Here is a 25,939-nt window from a genome sequence, read left to right on the forward strand (position 1 = left end):
GAAAGGAGACCCCCATGACTCAGCACCTGCCTGCCTTCACCGCCCCCGGCCGCTTCTGGCGCGGCAATCTGCACACCCATTCCACCCGCTCGGACGGGGTATTGCCGCCCGAAGAGGTGTGCCGCCGCTATCGGGCGGAGGGCTATGATTTTCTGGCGCTGACCGATCATTTCGTGGGGCAATACGGCTATCCGATCGTCGATACCGTGCCGTTCCGCACGCCCGGCTTCACCACCATCCTCGGGGCCGAGCTGCATTCCGGCCCGATGCAGAATGGCGAGCTGTGGCATATTCTGGCCGTCGGCCTGCCCGCGGATTTCGCGCCGGGCAATGCGCCGGATTTCGGCGTGCATCCGGGCATGGAAACCGGGCCCGAGATTGCAGCGCGGGCCGTGGCGGCGGGGGCCTTTGTTGCCATCGCCCATCCGCAATGGTCGGGGCTGACGCTGGCCGATGCGCGCAGCGTGACCGCCGCCCATGCGGTCGAGGTCTATAACCACGGCTGCGCGGCGGGTTGCGACCGGCCTGACGGCTTTGCCATTGCCGACCTGCTGCTGACCGAAGGCCGCAGCCTGAGCCTGATTGCCACCGATGACGCGCATTTCAGCGAACCGGATCATTTCGGCGGCTGGGTGATGGTGAAAGCCACCGAAAACACGCCCGAGGCGCTGCTGGCCAGCCTGAAGGCCGGGCTGTTCTATTCCAGCCAGGGGCCGGAACTGCGCGATGTGACCGTGCTGCCGGATCGGGTGATCGTGGAAAGCTCTGCCGTGGCCTCGGTCATCGTGCAGGGGGCGGGCACGGCGGCCAAGGGCGTGCATGGAGCCTCGATGACACGGACCGAAGTGCCGCTGAACCGTCTGGCACAATCGCCCTGGCTGCGGATCACGGTGATTGATGCGGCGGGGCGGCGGGCCTGGTCGAACCCGGTGCGCCGCGATCAGGGATGATCGGGGTCGGTATCGACAAGGCGCAGATAGGGCCGGGCGGCGGGGCTGGGCTTGACCCGGAACTCCGGCGCCGGGCTTTCGGCAAAACTGGCCAACCGCGCCCGGGCGTGGGGCACTGCGCGCAGATGCGACGGCAGCACCGGGTCGGCGCGCAGATGCCGGATCATCATTCGGCCCGCGGGTGGTGCGGACAGCGGCGGCAGGGCAAGGCAGCCCAGGCTCATCGCGCTACGCGTCTCGTCCCGGCGCAGGGGCAGCAGCAGCATCCGCGCCAGCAGGGCCGGGCGGCCCGGCCCGGCCTCTGCCTCAAGCTGCATGTCCAGAATGGCGGGGCGCTGCACCATCTGGTCCAGCGCATCGGCCAGCCGGGGCCAGGCCAGCGGATCGAACAGTGCCGACAGCGGCATGCCGCGTGCATCCATGCCCAGAAAATCGGTGAAATTCATGCCTGCAATGCGCAGCCGCCCGATGCCCGGCGTATTATGCTCGATCAGAAAAGCCCCGGTCAGCGCGCCCTTGATGCCACGCGGGTCGATGTCGGCGCGGCTGGGCAGGGTATCGCCCTGCCGCAACGCCTCCCAATAACCGCGCACTTCCTGGATCATGGCATGACGCGCGAAGGCCTGCGGCGGTTCGGATCCCGCACCACCCTTGCCGCCCGTGCCACCGCCGAACCCGATGCCCGCCATTGTCCTGTCCCCACCCAAGATCGCCCGCAGCCCCGTGATGCCGTTGCCTCTGCGACCGGGATACGCCATGCTTCGGGCGGATCTGACGGGGCGTTTCAGCAGGATCGGGCTGAGCAAATCATGATTACCCAAAAGTTAACATACAGGAAATTGCCCGGCTTCGGGGCAGAATCTTGTCGGATGGTAAATTCAGGCAGGGTAGGCAGAAAATGGCCTTTTGCCCGTGCCATAACAGAAAGCAGGATCGTCGCATGACCGTTTCAATGACCGGATTCGCCGCGCGCAAAGGACAAGGCGCGGGGATCAGCTGGGCCTGGGATCTGCGCGCGGTCAATGGCAAGGGGCTGGACCTGCGGCTGCGCGTGCCCGACTGGATCGACGGGCTGGAACTGGCGCTGCGCAACGAACTGGGCCGCGCCCTGAGCCGGGGCAATGTGAACCTGACCCTGCGTGTCAGCCGCGATCTGGCCGAGGGCAGCGAGGCGCTGCGGCTGAACCTTGCCGCCCTGCGCGCGGTGCTGACGGCTCTGGGCACGGTCGAGACGGTGGCGATGGAAACCGGGGTGACGCTGAAACAGGCGACGCAGGCCGATGTGCTGGCCTTTCGCGGTGTGATCGAGGCGGGCACGGCGGATGAGGATACCGCGCCGCTGCGCGCGGCCCTTCTGGCCGATCTGACGGGGCTTCTTGCCGAGTTCAACGCGATGCGCGCAGCGGAAGGCGCGGCGCTGCAGGGGGTCATCACCGCGCAGCTGGATCAGATCGACGCGCTGACCCAGGCCGCCACAGCGCAGGTGGTCACGCGTAAGGCTACACAGACCGAATTGCTGCACGAGGCGGTGGCGCGGATCCTGAGCGCGACCGACGCCGATCCGGCCCGCCTTGCGCAAGAGCTGGCGCTGCTGGCGGTGAAAACCGATGTGACCGAAGAGCTGGATCGCCTGCGTGCCCATGTCGCCGCCGCCCGCAGCCTGTTGGCAGAGCCGGGGCCGGTGGGCCGCAAGTTCGATTTCCTGATGCAGGAATTCATGCGCGAGGCCAATACGCTCTGTTCCAAGGCGCAGGATCTGGCGCTGACCCGCATCGGGCTTGACCTCAAGACAGTGATCGACCAGATGCGGGAACAGGTTCAGAACGTGGAATGACCATGACGCGCAAGGGTTTGCTGCTTATCCTCTCGTCGCCCTCAGGGGCGGGAAAATCGACATTGGCAAAAAAGCTGATGACCTGGGATCCGACATTGCGCTTCAGCGTTTCGGCCACCACCCGGTCGCCGCGCCCGGGCGAAACTGACGGGCAGGATTATTTTTTCCGTTCGCGCCCGGAATTCGAGGCGATGGTGGCGGCGGGCGAGATGCTGGAACATGCCGAGGTCTTTGGCAATTTCTACGGCTCGCCCAAAGGCCCGGTGGAGGCCGCGATGGCCGAGGGCCGCGACACGCTGTTCGACATCGACTGGCAGGGCGGTCAGCAGATCCGCAATTCGGCGCTGGGGCGCGATGTGGTGTCGATCTTTGTGCTGCCGCCGTCGATTGCGGAACTGGATCGCCGGTTGCGCACACGCGGGCAGGACAGTGACGAGGTGATCGCAGGCCGCATGGCGAAAAGCCGCGACGAGATCAGCCATTGGGCGGAATACGACTATGTTCTGGTGAACACCGATCTGGACCAGACCTTTGACGAGCTGGTCACGATCCTGCGCGCCGAACGGATGCGCCGCGACCGCCAGCCGGGGCTGGCTGGCTTTGTGCGCGGGTTGAACGGGGAGTTTGAAGCCAGATGATCTATGCGCTGGACGGGATTGCGCCGCAGCTGGATGCGACGGCCTGGGTGGCCGCCGATGCCAATCTGATCGGTCGTGTGGTGCTGGAGGCGGGGGCGAGCGTGTGGTTCGGCGCCACCCTGCGCGGCGACAATGAGGAGATCCGGGTGGGCGCGGGCAGCAATGTGCAGGAAAATTGCGTGCTGCATACCGATATGGGGTATCCGCTGGTGATCGGGGCCAATTGCACCATTGGCCACAAGGCGCTGCTGCATGGCTGCACGATTGGCGAAGGCACGCTGATCGGCATGGGGGCGATGGTGATGAATGGTGCCAGGGTCGGGCGCGGTTGCCTGATCGGTGCGGGCGCGCTGATCACCGAAGGCAAGGAGATCCCTGATGGCAGCCTGGTGATGGGCAGCCCCGGCAAGGTGATGCGCAGTCTGGATGCCGAGGCGCAGGCGCGCTTGCTGGCATCCGCCGCGGGTTACCGCGCCAATGCGGCACGGTTCCGGGCGGGGCTGGTGGCGCTGTGAGGCAAGGCCGGGGGGCTGTCTGCCCCCCGGACCCCCCGAGGATATTTGCGCCAAGATGAATGGGGGCAGTTGCTGAGGATCCCGGGGAGTTGCAGGTTGCAGTTTTTGGGCGCGATGTCATGGTCGGCTTGGCGCATCACGCCGGGGGCCGGATCGTTCCACAGCACATTGTGCAGGCGGTGTGCGGCGTCATCGGGGCAGATCACCATTCCGACGTCACCGCCATGGTGCAGGCTGACCCATGTGGCGCCCGAAGCGGTGTTGAGCAGCGGCCTGGTCGGGCACGGCGTCGGAGCCGCTGTCGAGGGGATCGCGCCCGCACACCGCCGGGGCCGTGAGTTCCCCCGAGCGGACCATTTCGGTAAACATCAGTTCGGCCTTGTGGCGGTTGCCGATACTGATCCGGCATAGCCCTGAAGCGCGATCCGTTCCTGCGTCAGATCCGGCCAGCGGTGCAGCTGGGCAGTGTGGGGAAGAGATTTTTATCGCAATGTCGGTCTTTGAGGTGTTTTCCCGGTCATCCGAGAGGGCTCCCCAGCGGAACGGGCCGGCGCCCTTGCAGAGCAGCGGGCGGAGACAGGTGGGCATGAAGCCGGGGCAGGCGGAGGCGGTCTCCAGTCCTTCGTTTTGCGCCAAGTTTATGCGGCCAGACGCTGACGCAGTGGCACTCCAGAACGCGAGCATGGCCGATTGTGCCAGCAGCGTCTCATCGGTCTTCAGTTCTTTCGCCGGGGTGACCGGGTGCCGCCGGGCAGGATGCAGTCGGTCGCGAGCTCTGCGGATTCAATGCCGCGACGGTCGAGCCACAGGCCCCCGTCAGCCTTTCGTTCGAGCTAGGAGGCAAAAAATAAAGACATTATTTTTCATTGGGCTGAGCAACGTTGTTGATTTGTTGTCATGTTCGGCCTCGGGCGCGCTGATCATTGCTACCCTATGGCCAAGGGGGCCATTTCACCGGTGATCCGGGCGCAGATCAAGAGGGGCTGCATGCGCTATGGCTGTTGCAGGTGCAGGCAGAGCCGTCGGTGGATGTCGCCGCGCAGTTGGGGCGCGGCCATCAAGCCTGCCCGGTGCCCGTCCGTCCGGCGAGGCGGCGTTGCACGATGCGCGTCAGCCTGCGGTGGATCGGCGCGATGCGGTGGCGCAGGTGCATCGCGGCATAGACCGGCTGGCGCAGCACCGGCGCATCCTCGACCCGGCGGAACCGACCGCCGCCGATCAGGCTGTCGGCGGTTTTCTCCAGCACATAGCCCGCACCGCCCATGGCAGTCAGCAGCGCCGCCACCGTGCCGCTTTGCCCGACCGAGATGGCCGAGGCGGCCAGATCGGGCGTGACAGCGCGGTGCATCGCCTCGAAGGCGGGCGAGAAATGCGCAAAGATGAAACTGTCGGGCGCGACATCGGCCAGCCGGTCCGCCTCGGATGAAATCATGTGATAGGGCACATCGCCCACGGTTTCAAAATGCAGATCCGGGTGCGGCTTGGGCGAAAACATCACCGCGAAATCCTGCACCCCGGTCAACAGATCGGCGCACATCTGGTTGGAATAATCCGGCTCGATGTAAAAGGCGGCATCCGGCAGGGCGCGGCGGAAATCGGCCACCCAATCACCGATATGCTGGGCCGCCAGATCGTTCTGGATGCCCAGCCGGATCAGATGGGCGGCGCGGTCCGGCACCTGGATCCGCCGCTTCGCCTCGTGCCATTCATGGCGCAGGGAGCGGGCATGGGCATCGAAGCGCCGCCCCTCCATCGTCAGATCGGTGCCTGCGCGTGACCGGGTGAAGAGCTTGGCCCCCAAGGCCGCCTCCAGCGCCGCAATCCGGCCCGAAACGGTGCTTTGCGTCAGGTTCAGCCGTTCCGCCGTGCGGTTGAAGCTGCGGGTCTCGACCAGATCGAGAAAGGTTTCCAGAAGTTCGATCTGCATGGCGGCTCCTGATCGGAATTACCGATCAATAGCGCGATCTGCGCCGAATTGAAAGCTGCCGCGCGGTGGCGGATAGTGACAGGCAGGAACAGGGGGCATTCATGGCGGATTTTCCGGGCAGGGCGCGGGTTGTGATCATCGGCGGGGGCGCGGTCGGCGTGTCGGCGCTTTACCATCTGGCCAAGGCGGGCTGGACGGACTGTGTGCTGCTGGAAAAGAACGAGCTGACCGCCGGGTCCACCTGGCACGCGGCGGGCAATGTGCCGACCTTCAGTTCCTCGTGGTCGATCATGAACATGCAGCGCTATTCGGCGCAGCTCTATCGCGGTCTGGGGGCCGAGGTGGATTACCCGATGAACTATCATGTCACCGGCTCCATCCGGCTGGCGCATAGTGCCGAGCGGTTGCAGGAGTTTCAGCGCGTCGTGGGCATGGGGCGCTATCAGGGCATGGATCTGGCGATCCTGACACCGGACGAGATTGCGGCGAAATATCCGTTTCTGGCGACCCATGATCTGACCGGAGCGCTGTATGACCCGAATGACGGCGATATTGATCCGGCGCAGCTGACGCAGGCACTGGCCAAGGGCGCGCGGCAGATGGGCGCGCGGATCGAACGGTTCTGCCCGGCGACCGGCGCGCGGCGCGAGGGTGAGGATTGGGTGATCAGCACGCCCAAGGGCGAGATCCGCTGCGACTATGTGGTCAATGCGGCGGGCTATTATGCGCGCGAGGTCGGCAAATGGTTTGGCCGCGATCTGCCGATGATGGTGATGAGCCATCAATACATGCTGTTTGATACCATTCCCGAACTGGAACAATGGTCGCGCGCCGAGGGGCACAAGCTGCCGCTGCTGCGCGATGTCGACAGCAGCTATTACCTGCGGCAGGAGAAGAACGGCTTCAACCTTGGCCCCTATGAACGCAACTGCAAGGCGCATTGGGTCACGCCCGATGACCCGTTCCCCGAGGACTTCAGCTTTCAGCTGTTCCCCGACGATCTGGAGCGGCTGGAGTGGTATATCGCCGATGCCATGGCGCGGGTGCCGCTGCTGGAAAAGGCGGCGCTGACCAAGGTGATCAACGGCCCGATCCCCTATACGCCGGATGGCAATCCGCTGATCGGGCCAATGCCCGGTGTGCCCAATGCCTTTGAGGCCTGCGTGTTCACCTTTGGCATCTGTCAGGCCGGGGGCGCGGGCAAGGTGCTGGCGGAATGGGTGACCGAAGGGGCGACGGAATGGGATATGTGGTCCTGTGATCCGCGCCGCTTTACCGGGTTCGAGGATCCCGGCTACTGCGTGGCAAAGGGCATGGAAGTCTATGGGCATGAATATGCCATCCATTTCCCGCATCACAGCTGGCCCGCCGCGCGTGATCGGAAACTGTCGCCGGTTCATACGGAAACCAAGGCGCTGGGGGCGGTTTACGGCGCCTATAACGGTTGGGAGCGGGCACTGTGGTATGCTCGTCCGGGCGATGACACCTCGGAGGCGGGCAGCCAGACCTGGCGGCGCGACGGCCCTTGGTTCGGTGCGGTCGCAGAAGAATGTGCGGCGGTGCGCGATGCGGCGGGTATCCTTGATCTGCCGGGCTTTTCGCGGTTCCGCGTGGCGGGGCCGGGGGTGGCCGACTGGCTGGCGCAGCAGATCACCGGCAAGGTGCCGGGTGTCGGGCGGCTTGGGCTGGCCTATTTCGCCGATGACAAGGGCCGCATCGTCACCGAAATGTCGGTGGCGCGGCTGGCCGACGATGAAATCTGGCTGATCACGGCGGCCACCGCCCAGGCGCATGACCGCGAGTGGCTGCAAAAGCATCTGGCACCGGGGCTGGTGCTGACGGATGAAAGCGCCGACTGGTCGACACAGATCCTGACCGGGCCCGCCAGCCGCGCGATCCTGTCCCAGGTGGCGGAGGCCGATCTGCACCGCCCCTGGCTGACCTGGCAGACCGCGCGTATCGCCGGGGCCGAGGTGGTGCTGATGCGGGTCAGCTTTGCCGGGGAACTGGGCTGGGAGATCCACAGCCGTCTGGCCGATACGCCGCAGGTCTGGGCGGCGGTGATGGCGGCGGGGCAGGCGCATGGGTTGAAACCCTTTGGCATGTTCGCGCTGAACGCGCTCAGGGTCGAAAAGGGCTATCGCGCGTGGAAGGGCGATCTGTCGACCGATTACACCGTGCTGCAAGGCGGGTTGGAGCGGTTCGTGGACTGGTCGAAACCCGAGTTCCGCGGCAAGGCGGCGCTGGAGGCCGAACAGCAGGTCGGGTCGCCCAAACGCTTTGTCACGTTGCGGATCGAGGCCGGGGATTTTGATCCGCCCTATATGTCGACGATCTGGTCGGGGGGCACGGTCGTGGGCGAAGTGACTTCGGCCTATTGGGGCCACCGCGTCGGGGCCTGTATCGGGCTGGGCATGTTGCGCGCTGATCTGGCGGTGCCGGGGGTGGAGGTCGAGGTGGAGGTTTTCGGAGTCCGGCACCGGGCGGTGGTGCAGGAGGATGCGCCGATGTGGGATCCGGCCAATGCGCGGCTGCGCGCATGACAGCGCCAACAGGAAGTGCCGCGCAGTGCCCTGACCGGGCAGGCGCACAGAAGACTGAACACAAGGACGCAAGATCGTGACACCCATTCCACAGACCGCGCGTGCGGTGATCATCGGCGGCGGCATTTCCGGCTGTTCGGTGGCCTATCACCTCGCCAAGGCCGGCTGGACCGACATCGTGCTGCTGGAGCGGATGAGCCTGACCTCGGGCACCACCTGGCATGCGGCAGGGCTGATCGGGCAATTGCGCGGCTCGGCCAACATGACCCGGCTGGCGAAATATTCGGCCGATCTTTATGTGAAACTGTCGGCCGAAACCGGGGTGGAAACCGGGATGCGGCAGGTCGGCTCCATCTCGGTGGCGCTGACGCAGGAACGGCACGAAGAACTGCTGCGTCAGGCCACGGTGGCGCGCATCTTCAATGTGGATGTGAACGAGATTTCCCCCGCCGAGGTGAAGGCGATGTACCCGCATCTGGAAGTGGGGGATGTGGTCGGTGCGGTGCATCTGCCGCTGGACGGGCAATGCGATCCGGCCAATATCGCCATGGCACTGGCCAAGGGCGCGCGGATGCGCGGCGCGAAGATCATCGAGCGGGTGAAGGTTACCGGTGTGACCGAGGCCGCCACTGCGACCGGGCGCCGGGTGACCGGCGTCAACTGGCAGATGGGCGAGGCGCAGGGCCATATCGCGGCGGATGTGGTCATCAACTGCGGTGGCATGTGGGGGCGCGATCTGGCGGCCGGTTCGGGCGTGACGGTGCCGCTGCATGCCTGCGAGCATTTCTACCTGATCACCGAACCGATTGCGGGTCTGGGCCATCTGCCGGTGCTGCGGGTGCCGGATGAATGTGCCTATTACAAATCGGACGCGGGCAAGATGATGATCGGCGCGTTTGAACCGAAAGCCAAACCCTGGGGCATGGCGGGCATCCGCGAGGATTTCGAATTCGACACGCTGCCCGAGGATTGGGACCATTTCCAGCCGATCCTCGAAGATGCAATGCACCGGATGCCGCTGTTCCAGACGGCGGGGATTCACACCTTTTTCAACGGGCCGGAAAGCTTTACACCCGATGACCGCTATTATCTGGGCGAAGCACCGGAACTGGGCGGCTATTGGGTGGCGGCGGGTTACAACTCCATCGGCATCGCCTCGTCGGGTGGGGCGGGCATGGCGCTGGCGCATTGGATCACCGAAGGCGAAGCCCCCTTCGATCTGTGGGAGGTGGATATCCGCCGCGCGCAGCCGTTCCAGAAAAACCGCCGCTATCTGAAAGAACGGGTGAGCGAAACGCTTGGCCTGCTTTATGCCGATCACTTCCCCTACCGGCAGATGGCGACGGCGCGCGGGGTGCGGCGCACGCCGCTGCATGAGCACCTGAAGGCGCGCGGCGCGGTGTTCGGCGAAGTGGCGGGGTGGGAGCGGGCGAACTGGTTCGCGGAACCGGGGCAGGCGCGGGAGTATCAATACTCCTGGCAGCGGCAGAACTGGTTCGACAATCAGCGCGTCGAACATATGGCGGTGCGCACCGGAGTCGGCCTGTTCGACATGACCTCGTTCGGCAAGATCCGGGTCGAGGGGCGTGATGCCTGCCGGTTCCTCAATCACCTCTGCGCCAATGAGATGGATGTGGCGGTGGGGCGGATCGTCTATACCCAGATGCTCAATGCGCGGGGCGGGATCGAATCCGATCTGACGGTGACGCGGCTGTCGGAAACCGCCTATCTGCTGGTGGTGCCGGGGGCGACCTTGCAGCGCGATCTGGCATGGCTGCGCCGCCATCTGGGCGAGGCCTTTGCGGTAATCACCGATGTGACGGCGGCGGAATCGGTGCTGTGTGTGATGGGGCCGAAGGCGCGCGATCTGCTGATGCGGGTCAGCCCGAATGACTTCAGCAATGCCACGCATCCCTTTGGCACAGCGCGCGAAATCGAGATCGGCATGGGCCTCGCCCGGGCGCATCGGGTGACCTATGTCGGCGAGCTGGGCTGGGAGCTTTATGTGAGCAGCGACCAGACCGCGCATGTGTTCGAGGCGCTGGAGGCGGTGGGGGCCGATCTGGGGCTGAAGCTGTGTGGCCTGCACGCGCTGGATTCCTGCCGCATCGAAAAGGCCTACCGGCATTTCGGCCATGACATCACCGATGAGGATCATGTTCTGGAAGCGGGCCTCGGCTTTGCCGTGCGCCTGAAGAAACCCGGGTTTCTGGGGCGCGAGGCGGTGCTGCGCAAGCAGGAGGCGGGGCTCGACCGCCGCATGGTGCAGTTCCGGCTGACCGACCCCGCACCGCTGCTGTTCCACAATGAGGCGATCGTGCGGGATGGCAGGATCGTCGGGCCGGTGACCAGCGGCAATTACGGTCATTTTCTCGGCGGAGCGATCGGGCTGGGCTATGTGCCGTGCCGGGGCGAGACGGTGCAGGAGGTGCTGGACGCGCGCTACGAGATCGAAGTGGCCGGGGTGCGCCATGCGGCCATCGCATCCCTGGTGCCGATGTATGATCCGACATCGGAACGTGTGCGCCTGTGACAGCCCCCGGAGGCGCTGCCTCCGGACCTCCGGGATATTTATGCCAATGTGAAAGGGCATGAGATGAGCGATATTGGGGATATTTGCGAACCGGCACGGGCGCGCCGCACAGGCGGGCGGGCGGCGCGGGTGGCCGAGCGGGCGGCACCGCTGGCCGAGAACTTGCGCCCGGTGCGGCCCGGGATGCCGGGTGGGCAATACCGGCCTTTGACCGAGGCGGGCATTGCCAGGATTCATGCGCAGGCGCTGGAGGCGCTGGAGGTGATCGGCCTGTCGCAGGCGCCGCCCTCTGGGGTAGAGATCCTGACCGGCGCAGGCGCGGTGCAGGGCGATGACGGGCGCATCCGCTTTCCGCGCGCGCTGGTCGAGGACATGCTGGCCAAGGCGGCGCGCGACATCACGCTGCATGGGCGGGAGGAAAAATACGACCTGCATCTGAGCGGCAGCAATGTGCATTTCGGCACGGCGGGGGCGGCGGTGCATATCGTGGATCCGGTCACGCTCGACTATCGCGAGTCGACGGCGCAGGATCTGTATGATGCGGCGCGGCTGGTGCAGAATCTGGACAATGTGCATTTCTTTCAGCGCGCCATGGTCTGCCGGGACGTGCTGGACAATTACGACATGGATGTGAACACGCTGTATGCCTGTCTGTCGGGCACGAGCAAACATGTCGGCACCTCGTTCAGTGATCCGAGCCATGTGGCGGGCTGTTTCGAGCTGCTGCATCAGGTGGCGGGCGGCGAGGCGGCCTGGCGGGCGCGGCCCTTTGTCAGCAATTCCAACTGTTTTGTCGTGCCGCCGATGAAGTTTGCCGAAGAAAGCTGCATCGTCATGGAGGATTGCGTGCGGCGCGGCATGCCGGTGCTGCTGCTGAGTGCCGGGCAGGCGGGGGCGACGGCCCCGGCCCCGATTGCGCTGGCCATCGTGCAGGCGATGGCGGAATGTCTGGCCGGGGTGGTCTATGTCAATGCGATCCGGCCGGGGGCACCCGCAATCTTTGGCACCTGGCCCTTCGTCAGTGACCTGCGCACCGGCGCCATGTCGGGCGGATCGGCGGAACAGGCCCTGCTGACCGCGGGCTGCGCGCAGATGCACCGCTTTTATGGCCTGCCCGGCGGGGCTGCCTCGGGCATCAGCGACAGCAAGCTGCCCGATATGCAGGCGGGCTGGGAGCAGGGCATCACCAATGTGCTCGCGGGCCTGTCGGGCCTGAACATGTGTTACGAGGCGGTGGGCATGCATGCCTCGCTGCTGGGGTTTTGTCTGGAAAGCCTGGTGATGGGGGATGACATTCTGGGCCAGGTGCTGCGCTGTGTGCGCGGCATCGACGTGACGGAGGACAGCACCAGCATCGAGGCGATGAAGGCGGTCTGTCTGGGCGGGCCGGGGCATTATCTGGGATCGGAGCAGACTTTGGCGCTGATGCAGACCGAATATATCTATCCTTCGGTCGGCAACCGCATGTCGCCCAAGGAATGGAACGAGGCCGGAAAGCCCTTGTTGCTAGACCGGGCGATTGCGCGCAAGAATGATATTCTCGGCAAGGCGGGCAGCATGATTGATCCGCAGATCGATGCGGCGATCCGGGCGGCCTATAACATCCATTTCCGGTGAGAAACCCATGATCTCTGACAAGCTTCTGAAGTTCTACATCAATGGCGACTGGGTGACGCCGCTGGGCACGGACCGGGCCGGGGTGGAAAATCCGGCGACCGAGGACATCATCGCCGAAGTGGCGCTGGGATCCGAGGCCGATGCGGATCGCGCCATTCTGGCGGCGCGGGCGGCGTTTGATGCCTATACGCTCTGGCCGGTGGCGGAGCGCATCGCGCTGGTGCAGCGGATCCTCGACATCTACACCGCGCGCTACGAGGAGTTCGCACAGGCGATGAGTCTGGAGATGGGTGCGCCGATCGACTGGGCGCGCGGGGCACAGGCCTGGGCGGGGCAGGTGCATATCGAAAGCACCATTCAGGCCGCGAAAGAGATGCAATGGGATTATGCGCGTGGCAGCACCCGGATCGTGCATGAGGGCATTGGCGTCTGTGCGCTGATCACGCCATGGAACTGGCCGATGAACCAGATTGCCTGCAAGGTGGCCCCGGCGCTGATCGCGGGCTGCACCATGGTGCTGAAGCCATCGGAAATCGCGCCGCTGTCGGGGGCGCTGTTTGCCGAGGTCTGCCATGCGGCGGGCGTGCCTGCGGGCGTGTTCAATCTGGTCAATGGCACCGGGCCGGTGGTGGGGGCGCGGCTGAGCGCGCATCCTGAGGTGGATATGGTCAGCTTTACCGGATCGACCCGCGCCGGCACAGCGGTGGCGGCAGCGGCGGCCCCGACGGTCAAGCGGGTGGCGCAGGAGCTGGGCGGCAAATCTGCCAATATCATCCTGCCTACCGCCGATCTGGCGGCGGCGGTGACTGGCGGGGTTGAGGGCTGCTTCGGCAATAGCGGCCAAAGCTGCGATGCGCCGACGCGCATGTTCGTGCCGCGCGCCGCCCATGCGCAGGCGCTGGACGTGGCGCGGGCCGCCGCTGCCGCCGTGGTGGTCGGCGATCCACAGGCGGCGGGCACCACGATGGGGCCGCTGATCTCCAAGGCGCAATATGACAAGGTTCAGGGGCTGATCCAGAGCGGGATCGACGAAGGTGCGACCCTCGTCTGTGGTGGCACCGGACGGCCTGCCGGGCTGAACCGGGGCTGGTTTGCCCAGCCGACGATCTTTGGCGATGTGACCCATGAGATGACCATCTCGCGTGAAGAGATCTTTGGCCCGGTGCTGGCAATCCTGCCCTATGACACGGTGGAGGATGCGGTGCGCATGGCCAATGACACCGTGTATGGTCTGGCCGCCTATGTGCAGGGGCCGCTGGCCGAGGCACGGGCGGTGGGGCGGCGGCTGCGGGCGGGGCAGGTGAATCTCAATTACCCCGATTGGGATACATTCGCGCCCTTCGGCGGTTACAAACAATCCGGCAATGGCCGCGAATACGCGGGCTGGGGCATCCATGACTTTTGCGAAACCAAGGCTCTGGTCGGATATGGGGAAGCATGATGCGATACGGCTATATCGGTCTTGGCAATCTGGGTGGGCATCTGGCGGCGCGGCTGATCGAGGCCGGGTTCGAGGTCACGGTACATGACCGCAATCCGGCGCTGAGCGAACGGCACCGGGCGCTGGGGGCGGCGGTGGCACCTTCGGCCACGGCGCTGGCCGCCGAGGTGGACCATGTGTTCACCTGCCTGCCCTCGCCGCAGATTTCGGAAAACGTGCTGGCGCAGATCTTGCCGGTGATGCGGCCCGGCGCGCATTGGATCGAGAACTCGACGCTGGGGCGCGATGATATCCTGCGGCTGGGGCAGTTGGCCTCGGAGCAGGGCGTGCGGCTGATGGAGGCCCCGGTGACGGGCGGCGTGCATCTGGCGGCGCGCGGCGAGATCACCGTGCTGACCGGCGGCGCGCGCGATCTTTATGACACGCATCTGCCTGCCCTTCAGGCGATGGGTGGGCGGATCTTCCATATGGGGCCGCTGGGATCGGCGGCGGTGATCAAGGTGATCACCAATATGCTGGCCTTCATCCATCTTCTGGCCGATGCCGAGGCGCTGATGCTGGCCAAACGCGGCGGGCTGGACCTGCGCACGGCCTGGGAGGCAATCACCGCCTCGTCCGGCAGCAGTTTCGTGCATGAGACCGAGGGGCAGCTGATCCTGAATGGCAGTTACGACGTGGGGTTCACCATGGATCTGGCGCTGAAGGATCTGGGCTTTGCGATGGGCTTTGGCAAGGAATTCGGTGTGCCGCTGGATCTGGCATCGCTGGCCAGCCAGAGCTTCCTGAAGGGCAAGGCGGCCTATGGCGGCGCCGCGCCCTCGACCCAGATCGCCAAATTGCTGGAGGATCTGCTGGGCACCGATCTGCGCGCCGAGGGCTTTCCGGCGAAGTTGGTCTGAGAGAGGACCGTAGGGATGCGGAGGGGGCCGTGGACCCCCCAACCGCAGGTCAGACCCGCGCGATCAGGCGCGTGGCTTCGGCCCGGATGTCACCCAGCAGCGCCCGGTCTTCGCCGGGGAAAAACCGGGCGCGGGTGGCGGTGGCCAGCGGCACCGGCGTCTCGATCAGCACGCGCGGGCCGGTTTTCACCGCTTCGGCCTGCCAGCTGCGCGCCAGCGCGATCTGCGCGGCCTTGCTGGCGCCATAGGCCCCGAAGAACTTCTCGCCCGCGCGCGGATCCTCGAGGAACATCGCGGTGGCGCTGCCGCCTGCGGCCTGCAACAGCGGCTCGATCATGGTGATCAGAACGCCGGTGGCCCGGGTGTTGATCGCGACCGATTTGTCCCAGTCCTTCACATCGACAAAGGCAGCCGGGGCGAGGGGGGCGGCATGCACAGCGGCATGGACCCAGAGATCGAGCTTGCCCCAGCGGTCATGGATCGAGCGGCACAGATGCGCCATGGCATCATCATTGGTGATGTCCATCGGGGCCAGGGTCAGCTCGCCCGCGCCGGGCTGGCCCTTGGCCTTCACCCGGTCATCCAGCTCTTCCAGCCCTCCCACCGTGCGCGCCAGCGCCACCACATGCCAGCCGCGCGCGGCCAGCTCTTCGGCAATGGCCGCACCAAGGCCACGCGAGGCTCCGGTCACGAGGGCGATACGTTGGGACGTGCTGGGGGACGTGAGGGACATGCGGGCGGCTCCGGCGTGGGGATGGCGGTGACGCCGGGGGTTTCACACCCCCGGACCCCCGTGGGATATTTGCGCCAAGATGAAAGGGCAAGGCAGCGCGGCGCGACAGGGGGCCGCAGCGCCGCCCGGGCCGCGTTATTCTGCGGCCTTCATCTCGAATCCTTCGGCGAGTTTGTCCGAGGGCGGGATCGGATATTCGCCCGAGAAGCAGGCATCGCAGAATTTCGGGGCCTTGGCATCGCGGCCCGCGGCTTCGCCTGCGGCGCGGTAGAGGCCGTCGAGCGAGATGAATTTCAGGCTGTCGACACCGATCCAGTCGCGCATCTCGTCTTCGGACATGGTGGCGGCGAGGAGTTTGGCGCGTTCCGGCGTGTCGACGCCATAGAAGCAGGGCCAGGCGGTAGGCGGCGAGGCGATGCGGAAGTGGACCTCGGCGGCGCCGGCCTCAAGGATCATGTCCTTGATCTTGCGCGAGGTGGTGCCGCGCACCACCGAATCGTCGACCAGGATCACCCGCTTGCCCTTGATCAGCGCGCGGTTAACGTTCAGCTTCAGCCGCACGCCCATGTTGCGGATGCTTTCTGTGGGTTCGATGAAGGTCCGGCCCATATATTGGTTGCGGATGATGCCCATGGCATAGGGGATGCCCGATTCCTGGCTGAAGCCGATCGCTGCCGGGGTGCCTGAATCGGGGACCGGGCAGACCAGATCGGCCTCTACCGGGCTTTCCTTGGCCAGTTCGACCCCGATCTGGCGGCGGGTCTCATAGACGGAACGCCCGCCGAGGATCGAATCCGGGCGCGAGAAATAGACCTGTTCGAAGATGCAGAAGCGCGACGGGGCCGGGGTGAAGGGGCGGGTGCTTTCCACCTTGTTGCCTTCGATCACCACCATTTCGCCCGGCTCGATCTCGCGCACGAATTCGGCGCCGATGATGTCGAGACCGCAGGTTTCCGAGCTGAGCGCCCAGCCGTGATCGCTGATCCGGCCCAGCACCAGCGGGCGCACGCCATGCGCGTCGCGCACGCCGATCAGTTTGGTGCGGGTCATGGCGACGACCGAGAACGCGCCTTCGACGCGGCGCAGCGCGTCCTTGATGCGTTCGCTCAGGTTCTTCTGGATCGAGCGCGCCATCAGGTGAATGATACATTCGCTGTCGGACGAGGATTGGAAGATCGAGCCGCGTTCGATCAGCTCCTTGCGCAGGGCTGCCGCATTGGTCAGATTGCCGTTATGGGCGATGGCGCAGCCGCCCATCGAGAATTCACCGAAGAAGGGCTGCACGTCGCGGATCGCGGTCGCGCCTTTCGACCCGGCGGTGGAATAGCGCACATGGCCGATGGCGAGGCTGCCGGGCAGGGTTTCCATCACATCGGCTTTGGTGAAATTGTCGCGCACATAGCCGAAGCGACGGGCAGAGTTGAACCCGCTGTCAGGATGATAGCTGACGATACCGCCCGCCTCCTGGCCGCGATGTTGCAAGGCGTGCAGGCCGAGTGCGACAAAATTCGCCGCATCGGTCACACCGATAACGCCGAAAACGCCACACTCCTCCTTCAGCTTGTCGTCGTCGAACGGGGTGCTGAGGAAGGGGCGCATGGGCTGGCTCCGAATCCGAAGGGGGGCTTTGGCCCCCCATGTAATGGCTTGATGACGGAGTGTCACGCCCCGAAGGCGCAAGCGCCGGTCACTTATTCGGGTATGTGGCCGCGCCGGTCGCCGCCCTCAGTTCGCGGGGGCGGGCGCTTGCAGCGGGGTCTCGGCAGCCGGGGCCGTGCAGATCGACACAAGGCCTTCGTATTTCTGCACAATCCAGCCCGGCGCATCCGAGGGAATGGTTTCGTCGATATTGCCCTGGAACGACGCAAACACCTTGGCCGAGCGCGAATTGTCGACCATCGGCACGGTGTCCGCGGCGACAGCGCGGTCATAGACGATGAAGGCCACGGCCACCAGCAGCACACCGCGCACCACGCCGAACAGGAAGCCGAGCGCCTGATCCAGCCCGCCCAGAACCGACTGGTTCACCCAGGTCGAGAGCAGCGGGGTGAACAGTGCGGCCAGCACGAGGCCGATGGCAAAGACGGCGGCAAAGGCGGCAATCACCGACAATTCGCAGCTGTCGCCCAGAAAATTGCCGATCACCGGCAATTCCTTCACCAGCGGCTGCGCCTGTGCGGCAAAGACATAGGCCAGCACGGCGGCGCCGATCCAGCCCGCAATCGCCATGCCTTCGCGCACCAGTCCGCGCGAATAGGCGAGGATCGCCGATAGCACGATGACCGCCGCCACCACGCCGTCAATGATGGTGAAACCTTCCATTCCGTCTCTCCCCCGGGGCTTATCCTGCCCCGAACATTTCGCCGACAAAGGCGGTCAGATCTGCCATCTGCCGCAGGCGCATCCCGTCCGCCGCCCCGGTTTTTGACCGCGACGGCAATGTTGCCTGTGAAAAACCAAGTTTCGCCGCCTCTTTCAACCTGTTTTCGGTTTGGCCGACCGGGCGCAACGCGCCGGAGAGGCTGATTTCCCCGAAAAGCACCATGTCTGGCGGAATTGCCACATCCTCGCGGGCGCTCAGCAGGGCGGCGGCCACAGCCAGATCGGCGGCGGGTTCGGAAACCCGCATGCCGCCTGCCACGTTCAGGAACACATCAAGCCCGGTGAAGGGGATGCCGCAGCGCGCCTCCAGCACGGCAAGGATGGTCGACAGGCGACCGGAATCCAGCCCGACCACCGTGCGGCGCGGCGTGCCGAGGGTGGAGGGGGCGACCAGCGCCTGAATTTCGGTCAGCACCGGCCGGGTGCCCTCGATACCCGCGAACACCGCCGATCCGGGGGTGGCGGATTCGCGGTCGGACAGGAACAGGGCAGAGGGGTTCAGCACCTCGACCAGACCATCGCCGGTCATCTCGAACACACCGATTTCATCCGCCGGGCCGAAGCGGTTCTTCACCGCGCGCAGGATGCGGAACTGGTGGCCGCGCTCGCCTTCGAAATACAGCACGGTATCGACCATATGTTCCAGCACGCGCGGTCCCGCAATCGCGCCTTCCTTGGTGACATGGCCGACGATGACGATGGCCACGCCCTTGCGTTTGGCAAAGCTGACCAGCTCATGCGCTGCCGCGCGCACCTGGCTGACCGATCCGGGGGCGGCCTCGACCGTATCCAGCCACATGGTCTGGATCGAATCGATGATGGCAAGGGCGGGGCGCTCTGCCTCCAGTGTGGTCAGGATGTCGCGCAGCGAGGTTTCCGCGCCAAGCCCGACCGGCGCTTGCGTCAGGCCAAGGCGCTGTGCGCGCATCCGCACCTGTGCCGGGGCCTCTTCACCCGAAATATAAAGGCACTTCAGTCCCTTGTTGGCAAAACTTGCCGCGGCCTGCAACAGCAGGGTGGATTTGCCGATGCCCGGATCCCCGCCCACCAGAATGGCCGAGGCGGGCACCAGACCACCGCCCAGCACCCGGTCCAGCTCGCCGATACCCGACGAGGCGCGCGGCGGCGGATCCTCTTCGGTTGCCAGATCGGTCAGCTGGATGGTGCGGCCCTTGGCTTTCAGCGCCTTTGGCCCGGTGGACATCGGCGCTTCTTCGACGATGGAGTTCCACGCGCCGCAGGCCTCGCATTTGCCGGCCCATTTGGTATAGGCCGCACCGCAGGCGGTGCAGCTGAAGCTGTTCGGAGCCTTGGCCATCAGCGCCACGCCTCGGCGGTCAGGGTCAAGGACCGGCATCGGGCCTCGAAATCATAGATGTCGGTGACCAGCATCAGCTCATCCGCCTGGGTCTGCGCCACCAGCGCCTGCAAGCCCGCGCGCACCTGTTCAGGCGATCCAACCACATGGCAGCGCAGCATCCCCATCACCTGCGCCCGTTCGCGCGGGGTCCAGAAGCTCTCGATATCGTCGATCGGCGGCTGGCTGAGACCGCGCGCATTGCGGAAAATGCCGGTGAAGCTTTGCTGCTGCGTGGTGAACAGGCGTCGCGCCTCGGCCTCGGTTTCGGCGCAGACGACATTGACGCCGACCACCGCATGCGGGGCGGGCCGCGCCGCCGTGGCCTTGAAATGCGCGCGATAGAGATGCAGCGCCTCGTGCAGATAATCGGGCGCGAAATGCGAGGCAAAGCCGTAGGGCAGCCCCAGTTCCGCCGCCAGCATGGCCCCGAAATGCGACGATCCGAGGATGAAGAACGCCACCTCGGTTCCGGGAGCGGGCACTGCGCGGATGCGGGGGGTGCCATCCTCGGGCGCGAAATAGCCCATCAGCTCCACCACATCCTGCGGAAAGCGGGCCGAGGCGCCGGGGTGCTGGCGGATGGCCCGCAGCGTGGCCTGATCGGTGCCGGGCGCGCGGCCCAGTGCCAGATCAATCCGGCCCGGATGCAGCTGCGCCAGAGTGCCGAATTGTTCGGCGATGATATAGGGCGCGTGGTTGGGGAGCATGATGCCGCCGGCCCCGATGCGCAGGCGGCTGGTGCCCTCGGCGATATGCGCCAGCACGACCGAGGTCGCCGCCGAAGCGATGCCCTGCATATTGTGATGTTCCGCCACCCAGAGCCGCTGAAACCCCAGCGCCTCAACATGGGTGGCAATGGCGCGGGCATCCAGCAACGCGCGGCGCGGGCCGCCCGTTTCGGTGACGCGGACGAGTTCGAGAAGGGAAAGGGGGATCTGGGTCATGCGCGGAAAGAGAACAGCAGAGCGGCAAGGATGCAACCCGTGAAAAGGTAAAGCCCCCATGCCACCTCGACATGGGCCATGCCCACGCCCTTGACCACCACGATGTAGAGCGCAATCAGGAACACATCCGCCATCGCCAGCTTGCCAAGGATCAGCAGGGCCGGGGCAACCCGTTCTGACAGCAGGTTAAAATCCACCAGCGCCACCCCGACCACCTTCAGCAGCGGCGCGAAAATCGCGCAGAAGGTGACGACCAGCGCCAAGGCCGCATCGGTGCCCCAGAGCGATTGCAGGCCCGAGATCACGGAAATTTCAGACAGGCCGAACAGCGGCAGCAGGCCCGCCCGCAACAGCGGCGCAAACCATGCGATGGGAAACAGGATCAACAGCGACAGATTGGCGTAACGCATTGGGCCTCCGGTTGCGGCGACCATCCGTGCTTTGCGCGATCAGTGCAAGCCGTCGGATTTGACGGCAGGTTTGGGCAGGGCCACCACATTCGCCTCGCGCGGGTCTTCGAAATCATAGCCGAGGCTGGGCAAGACCTCGCGCAGATCGGCCTCCAGCCGTTTGATCTGGTCGTGGTTGCGGCGCTCTTCGGCCTCCACATCCTCCAGCCAGCGGCGCAACTCGTCGCAGATCATCCGGGCCAGCTTGATCCGTTCGGCCATCGCATCGGCCTCGGTCTGGCGCGCGGTCAGAAAGGCGCGGGCGCGGCCCACCTTGTCTTCGGAATAGGCGCGGGCCAGATCACGCGACTGAAAGCTCATCTGTGCCGCCAGTTCCAGCAGCTCGGGTTCCAGTTGCGACAGATCCGGGTGTTTGCGCAGCAGTTCCATGCGCTGACGCATCGCCTCGAATTCGGTGGACAGCGAAAACACCCCGGTGCGGTCGGCGGCATGGGCCAGCGCATAGGCGCGTTTCACATCCTCCATATTGATCTGGAAGGTGCGGTGGCTTTTTTCCAGCCGGGCCATGCGGGCATTGGCGGGCAGGAAAAAGCAGATGCAGATCATCAGCAGGGTCAGGCCCAGCTGCACCCACATGCCCGCCTGCGGCAAGGCCACCGGCCCCCAGGCAAGTGGCAGATTGGGCCAGGGCATCTGCCCCAAAAGCGCCAGCCCGCTTGCGAAAATCAGGAAGGCGGTCAGCGAGATGATGGCCACATAGGACAGCGACTGCGCGACCGATTGCGCCTGTCTCAGAAGAAAGGCCGGATTGTCGAACATCGTTTACCCCCGCACACGCAGGTCTACTTTTCGCGGGTCCGGGAAAAACGCAACACAATTTTGCCGCAATTGCCGAATTACGGTTTGTTATCCGTAGCTTGTGGGGATCTGTTTCCAGTGTGGAAACAGTCCGTGCAATCTAGGGGTGAACACGGGTCCGCGCGCCCGGCAGATCAGCGCAGCGATTCTATCGGCCCGGTGGCCCGGCCATGGATGAATTGCTGAACATAGGGATCCGAGGTGGCGTCCATCTCGCTTACAGGTCCGCTCCAGCGCACCTTGCCGCCATGCAGCATCGCCACATTATCGGCAATCGCCCGCACCGAAGACATGTCATGGGTGATGGTCATTGCCGTGGCACCCATTTCCACCACGATTTCCCGGATCAGATCGTTGATCACGCCCGACATGATCGGGTCAAGCCCGGTGGTCGGTTCGTCAAAGAAGATGATTTCCGGCTGGGCGGCAATGGCACGGGCAAGACTTACCCGTTTCTGCATCCCGCCCGACAGTTCCGCCGGATAAAGATCGGCCACCTGCGCGCCCAGCCCGACACGGCGCAGCTTGCCGATGGCAATCTCGCGCGCTTCGTCCTTGGGGCGTTTCAGCGCGCCGCGCATCAGGCGGAAGGCGACATTTTCCCACACGCGCATCGAATCGAACAGCGCGCCGCCCTGAAACAACATGCCGAACCGCGCCAGAAAGGCATCGCGGTCGCCTTTGGTGACATCCTGCCCATCCAGCGTGATGGTGCCGCTGTCGGGGCGCACCAGACCCAGGATGGATTTCAGCAGGACCGATTTCCCGGTGCCCGAACCGCCGATGATGACCATCGAGGTGCCGGTCGGGATCGTCAGATCGACGCCGCGCAGCACGTGGTTCTGGCCAAAGGATTTTGCAACGCCCGTGAGTTCGATCATGAGAAGAAGATCTCCGTCAGCAGGTAATTCGCGGCAAAGATCAGCACCGAGGCCGACACCACGGCAGATTTGGTGGCGCGGCCCACGCCTTGCGCGCCGCGTGCCGAATTCATGCCGTGATAGCAGCCCATCAGCGCCACCAGAAAGCCGAAGGCCGCACCCTTGAGCAGGCCCGACGACACGTCCCAGACTTCCAGAAAATCGACGGTATTCTTGAGATAGGCCGCCGAATTGAAGCCCAGACGGTTCACGCCCACCAGCCAGCCGCCCATGATGCCGATGGCATCGCCCACCGCCACCAGCACCGGCACCGCCAGCGTGGCGGCCAGAACGCGGGGGGCCGCGAGGTATTTCATCGGATTGGTCGACAGGGTGACCAGCGCGTCAATCTGTTCGGTCACCTTCATCGTGCCGATTTCCGCCGCGATGGACGAGGCGACCCGCGCCGCCACCATCAGACCGCCCAGCACCGGACCGAGTTCGCGCACCATGCCGATGGCCACAATGGCGGGCACCACTGCCTCGGCAGAAAACCGTGCGCCGCCCGCATAGATCTGCAAGGCCAGCGCGCCGCCGGTGAACAGCGCCGTCAGCCCCACCACCGGCAAGGAAAACCAGCCGATCTGCATCAGCGCATGGGCAAATTCGCGCGGATAGAACGGCGGGCGCAGAATATGGCTGACCACCTGCGCGGCAAAGATCACCACGCGGCCAAGGCTGGCCATCGCGGCCAGCACCATGCGGCCGAGATGCGCAACGGGGGAAAGGATGGTCACACCTGACCTCGTGTCGTTGCGGAAACATAACGCCGACTGTAGCGATGGCCGAGCGAGGTCAGCACCTCATAACCGATGGTGCCGGCAATATCGGCCAGATCATCGACACCCTGCATCGGCCCGATCATGTCGAGCGTGCGCGGGATTTCCCGCAGATGGCTGACATCGACAGTGATCAGGTCCATCGACACACGGCCGACAATCGGGCAGGGCACTTCACCATCCCAGAGCATCGCCGCATTGGAATAGCGCCGGGTCAGGCCATCGGCATATCCGGCGGCCACCGTGGCGATCAGCGCGGGCTGTTCTGCGGTCCAGCCGCAGGAATACCCGACCACCTCGCCGGGGGCGACCTCGCGCAGCTGGATCACCGGCAGCGCCAGCGCCACCACCGGTCGCGCATCCGCAAAGGGACGCCCGCCATAGAGGCCGACCCCGGCGCGGGTCAGTTCGAAATGATACTCAGAGCCGAGCAGGATGCCGCCGGTGGCAGCAAGGCTGCGTGGCACGCCGATGCCATCGGTCAGCGCGTGAAACTCGGCCAGCTGGGCGGCATTCATCGGGTGATCGGGTTCATCGGCACAGGCCAGATGGCTCATCACCAGTTCCGGTTCTTCGGCCAGAACGAGGGCTGCCACCGCTTCCCATTCTGCGGCCTCAAGCCCCAGCCGGTTCATGCCGGTATCGAGCTGGATGCCGAAGGGATGACCGGGCAGGCTTTCCAGATGGCGGGTGATCTGGTCGACCGAATTGAGCATCGGCGTCAGATCGAGATCATGGATCATCTCGGTATCGCCGGCCATATGGCCGGACAGAACGTTGATCTGCGGCCCCGGCCCCAGCGCCTGCCGCACGGCGGCGCCTTCTTCGGAGACCGCGACAAAGAACCGCCGCGCCCCGGCTTCGGCCAGCGCGCGCACCACGCGTTTGGCGCCAAGCCCATAGGCATCGGCCTTCACCACGGCGCCCGTCTGGGTGCCGGTGTCGCTCATACGGTCCAGCGCGCGCCAGTTGGCGGCGATGGCATCAAGGTCAATCGTGAGGGATGCAGTAGCCATGAAGCGGTTTTGACAGCGCGCACGCCAAGGTCAAGGGGAAATCCGGCGCAAGCGTCGCAGTTGGCAGCACTGTGACCTTGGCAGCGGGCAAACCGGCCACCGGGGCTGCGGTGGCGGGCCGGGCAAGATGAGTATTTTTGCAAAGTGCAAATGCAAGAGGATTTGCGCTGTGCCGACCCCATCTTGCCCGGTCCGGGGCAGGATCAGGTGGAGAGATAGGCGCGCAGCGTGGCGGCGGTGCCCTTGTCCCAGAGGCTGGTCAGCCAATGGGCGAAATCGCCCGCAAATCCGGGGTGATCGGCCAGATCGCCATAGATGTGCCGCTGATCCAGCCAGATCTGCGGATTGGGCCGCGCCGCCAGCGACAGGCTTTGCAGCGCGTCCCAGTTCGGATCATTCGGCGCGATTACGGTGCCGCTGTCGGTGGTGCCCGCGCAATAGCGGCACCACATCGCCGAGACCAGCGCCAGCCCGCGCGCCGACCGCCCTGCCGCCAGCGCATCGCGCACCGAGGGCACGATGAATTTCGGCTGGCGGTTCGATCCGTCAAGGCAGAGCCTGCGTTCGGTATCGGCCACCTCGGGGTTGGAGAAGCGGCTGCGGATCAGATCGTAATAGGCGGAAATATCGGTATCGGGCACCGGCGGCACAGAGGGGATCACCTCTTCCCGCTCCACCTTGTCAAGCAGGGCGGTGATCAGCGGATGGGCCATCGCCTCATGCACATATTCGATATCCATCAGCCCGCCGGGATAGGCGATGATCGCATGACCGCCATTGAGGATGCGGATCTTCATCATCTCATAGGCATGGACATGCGGGGTGAAGGTGACGCCGACCTTTTCCAGCGCCGGGCGGCCTGCGGGAAAGTGATCCTCCAGCACCCATTGGCGGAACGGCTCGCAGGTGACGGGCACCGGGTCATCGGCCAGACCAAAGCTGGCGGCGAGGGCGCGTTCGCGCGGGCCGGTGGCGGGGGTGATGCGGTCCACCATCCCGTTGGGAAAGGCAACATTGTCCTGCACCCAATCGGCAAAGCCGGGGTCGCTGAGGCGGGCGAGGCCAACCACGGCGGCCTGTGTCACATGGCCATTGCCGGGCAGGTTGTCGCAGCTCATCACCGCGAAGGGTGCGAGACCTGCCGCGCGCCGGGCGCGCAGCGCGGCAAGGATCGCGCCAAAGGCGGTGTCGGGCTGATCGGGCGTGGCGGCATCGGCGCGGATCTCGGGCGCATCGGGATCAAAGGCGCCGGTCGCCGGGTTGATGAAATAGCCGCCTTCGGTGACGGTCAGGCTGACGATGCGGATGGCGGGTTGCGCCATCGCCGCAATCAGGCTGGCATTGCCCGCCTCGACCGGCAGAAAATCCACCATCGCGCCGATGCGGCGGGCCGATTTGCCGGCCGGATCCAGTTCGATGATGGTCGACAGGCAATCCTGCCCGCGCAGCGCCTCGCGCATCCGGGCATCGCCTGCGCGCACACCGGCCCCGAGAATGGCCCAGTCATGGTCCTGGCCCAGCGCGAACAAGTCGTCCAGATAGACGGCCATATGCGCGCGGTGAAAATTGCCAAGGCCGATATGCACGATGCCGGGGCGCAGCGCCGTGCGGTCATAGGCAGGAAGCAGGGGGACATTCAT

22 protein-coding genes and 1 pseudogene are annotated in these 25,939 nt (G+C 65.3%); 9 read left to right on the forward strand and 14 right to left on the reverse strand.

Annotation, left to right across the window (positions count from 1 at the left end; translation table 11 throughout):
• Window positions 1-14: 14 nt before the first annotated feature.
• Window positions 15-950: a PHP domain-containing protein gene (locus KM031_RS00480; RefSeq protein WP_215504312.1), complete on the forward strand. Its 936-nt coding sequence runs from the start codon at window positions 15-17 to the stop codon at window positions 948-950.
• On the opposite strand, the gene KM031_RS00485 is transcribed toward KM031_RS00480, so the two are convergent.
• Complete coding sequence (locus tag KM031_RS00485; RefSeq protein WP_215504311.1) at window positions 941-1,639, reverse strand: PAS domain-containing protein; 699 nt, start codon at window positions 1,637-1,639, stop codon at window positions 941-943. The two genes, KM031_RS00480 and KM031_RS00485, sit on opposite strands and share 10 nt — an antisense overlap.
• 251 nt (window positions 1,640-1,890) lie before the next feature.
• On the opposite strand from KM031_RS00485, the gene KM031_RS00490 reads away from it, so the two are divergent.
• From KM031_RS00490 to KM031_RS00500, 3 genes are read left to right on the forward strand one after another with little or no spacing between them, the layout of a single operon-like run.
• Entirely contained in the window at window positions 1,891-2,784 is an 894-nt protein-coding gene (locus tag KM031_RS00490; RefSeq protein ID WP_215504310.1) for a YicC/YloC family endoribonuclease, read from the forward strand.
• Window positions 2,785-2,786: 2 nt separating this feature from the next.
• Window positions 2,787-3,422, forward strand: coding sequence for a guanylate kinase (gene gmk, locus KM031_RS00495; protein ID WP_215504582.1), 636 nt, complete (start codon window positions 2,787-2,789; stop codon window positions 3,420-3,422).
• Window positions 3,419-3,937: a gamma carbonic anhydrase family protein gene (locus tag KM031_RS00500; RefSeq protein WP_215504309.1), complete on the forward strand. Its 519-nt coding sequence runs from the start codon at window positions 3,419-3,421 to the stop codon at window positions 3,935-3,937. The genes gmk and KM031_RS00500 overlap by 4 nt, the downstream gene beginning before the upstream one ends.
• Here the strand turns inward: KM031_RS00500 and KM031_RS00505 are convergent.
• A pseudogene (locus KM031_RS00505) lies at window positions 3,889-4,621 on the reverse strand (urocanase-related protein). The gene KM031_RS00500 and the pseudogene KM031_RS00505 sit on opposite strands and share 49 nt — an antisense overlap.
• Window positions 4,622-4,994: 373 nt before the next feature.
• Entirely contained in the window at window positions 4,995-5,864 is an 870-nt protein-coding gene (locus KM031_RS00510) for a LysR family transcriptional regulator (protein WP_215504308.1), read from the reverse strand.
• A 101-nt stretch (window positions 5,865-5,965) separates the two neighbouring features.
• Between KM031_RS00510 and KM031_RS00515 the strand changes: the two genes are divergently transcribed.
• The 5 genes from KM031_RS00515 to KM031_RS00535 all read left to right on the forward strand — a co-directional run bounded on the left by KM031_RS00515 (window position 5,966) and on the right by KM031_RS00535 (window position 14,897).
• A complete protein-coding gene (locus tag KM031_RS00515; RefSeq protein ID WP_215504307.1) occupies window positions 5,966-8,407 on the forward strand; it encodes a GcvT family protein in 2,442 nt (813 codons plus the stop codon).
• A 76-nt stretch (window positions 8,408-8,483) separates the two neighbouring features.
• On the forward strand, window positions 8,484-10,940 hold the full coding sequence (locus tag KM031_RS00520; protein ID WP_215504306.1) for a GcvT family protein: 2,457 nt from the start codon (window positions 8,484-8,486) through the stop codon (window positions 10,938-10,940).
• A 63-nt stretch (window positions 10,941-11,003) separates the two neighbouring features.
• Window positions 11,004-12,557 (forward strand): trimethylamine methyltransferase family protein, encoded by a 1,554-nt coding sequence (locus KM031_RS00525; RefSeq protein WP_215504305.1) that lies wholly within the window; start codon window positions 11,004-11,006, stop codon window positions 12,555-12,557.
• 7 nt (window positions 12,558-12,564) lie between these two features.
• A complete protein-coding gene (locus KM031_RS00530) occupies window positions 12,565-13,998 on the forward strand; it encodes an aldehyde dehydrogenase family protein (RefSeq protein ID WP_215504304.1) in 1,434 nt (477 codons plus the stop codon).
• On the forward strand, window positions 13,998-14,897 hold the full coding sequence (locus tag KM031_RS00535; RefSeq protein ID WP_215504303.1) for an NAD(P)-dependent oxidoreductase: 900 nt from the start codon (window positions 13,998-14,000) through the stop codon (window positions 14,895-14,897). Before KM031_RS00530 ends, KM031_RS00535 begins: the two co-directional genes overlap by 1 nt.
• A gap of 49 nt (window positions 14,898-14,946) precedes the next feature.
• Here KM031_RS00535 and KM031_RS00540 read toward each other — a convergent pair whose 3' ends face one another.
• The 11 genes from KM031_RS00540 to KM031_RS00590 all read right to left on the reverse strand — a co-directional run bounded on the left by KM031_RS00540 (window position 14,947) and on the right by KM031_RS00590 (window position 25,939).
• Window positions 14,947-15,630 (reverse strand): SDR family NAD(P)-dependent oxidoreductase, encoded by a 684-nt coding sequence (locus tag KM031_RS00540; RefSeq protein WP_215504302.1) that lies wholly within the window; start codon window positions 15,628-15,630, stop codon window positions 14,947-14,949.
• Window positions 15,631-15,765: 135 nt separating this feature from the next.
• A complete protein-coding gene (gene purF, locus KM031_RS00545) occupies window positions 15,766-17,229 on the reverse strand; it encodes an amidophosphoribosyltransferase (RefSeq protein WP_215504301.1) in 1,464 nt (487 codons plus the stop codon).
• 126 nt (window positions 17,230-17,355) lie between these two features.
• Complete coding sequence (locus KM031_RS00550; protein WP_215504300.1) at window positions 17,356-17,952, reverse strand: CvpA family protein; 597 nt, start codon at window positions 17,950-17,952, stop codon at window positions 17,356-17,358.
• 19 nt (window positions 17,953-17,971) lie between these two features.
• Entirely contained in the window at window positions 17,972-19,330 is a 1,359-nt protein-coding gene (radA, locus tag KM031_RS00555; protein WP_215504581.1) for a DNA repair protein RadA, read from the reverse strand.
• Window positions 19,330-20,316 carry an LLM class flavin-dependent oxidoreductase gene (locus tag KM031_RS00560; protein WP_215504299.1) on the reverse strand — a complete coding sequence of 329 codons (987 nt, stop codon included), beginning with the start codon at window positions 20,314-20,316 and terminating at the stop codon, window positions 19,330-19,332. The genes radA and KM031_RS00560 overlap by 1 nt, the downstream gene beginning before the upstream one ends.
• Window positions 20,313-20,726 (reverse strand): paraquat-inducible protein A, encoded by a 414-nt coding sequence (locus KM031_RS00565; protein ID WP_215504298.1) that lies wholly within the window; start codon window positions 20,724-20,726, stop codon window positions 20,313-20,315. Before KM031_RS00565 ends, KM031_RS00560 begins: the two co-directional genes overlap by 4 nt.
• 39 nt (window positions 20,727-20,765) lie before the next feature.
• A complete protein-coding gene (locus KM031_RS00570) occupies window positions 20,766-21,545 on the reverse strand; it encodes a DNA repair protein (RefSeq protein ID WP_215504297.1) in 780 nt (259 codons plus the stop codon).
• Window positions 21,546-21,718: 173 nt separating this feature from the next.
• Window positions 21,719-22,465, reverse strand: a complete 747-nt coding sequence (locus tag KM031_RS00575; RefSeq protein WP_215504296.1) for an ABC transporter ATP-binding protein — start codon at window positions 22,463-22,465, stop codon at window positions 21,719-21,721.
• Window positions 22,462-23,205: an MlaE family ABC transporter permease gene (locus KM031_RS00580; RefSeq protein WP_246566962.1), complete on the reverse strand. Its 744-nt coding sequence runs from the start codon at window positions 23,203-23,205 to the stop codon at window positions 22,462-22,464. Before KM031_RS00580 ends, KM031_RS00575 begins: the two co-directional genes overlap by 4 nt.
• Before the next feature lie 32 nt (window positions 23,206-23,237).
• Entirely contained in the window at window positions 23,238-24,299 is a 1,062-nt protein-coding gene (alr, locus tag KM031_RS00585) for an alanine racemase (RefSeq protein ID WP_215504294.1), read from the reverse strand.
• 203 nt (window positions 24,300-24,502) lie between these two features.
• A complete protein-coding gene (locus KM031_RS00590; protein WP_371878997.1) occupies window positions 24,503-25,939 on the reverse strand; it encodes a mannitol dehydrogenase family protein in 1,437 nt (478 codons plus the stop codon).

This window comes from Gemmobacter fulvus (assembly GCF_018798885.1).
GTDB lineage: Bacteria > Pseudomonadota > Alphaproteobacteria > Rhodobacterales > Rhodobacteraceae > Gemmobacter > Gemmobacter fulvus.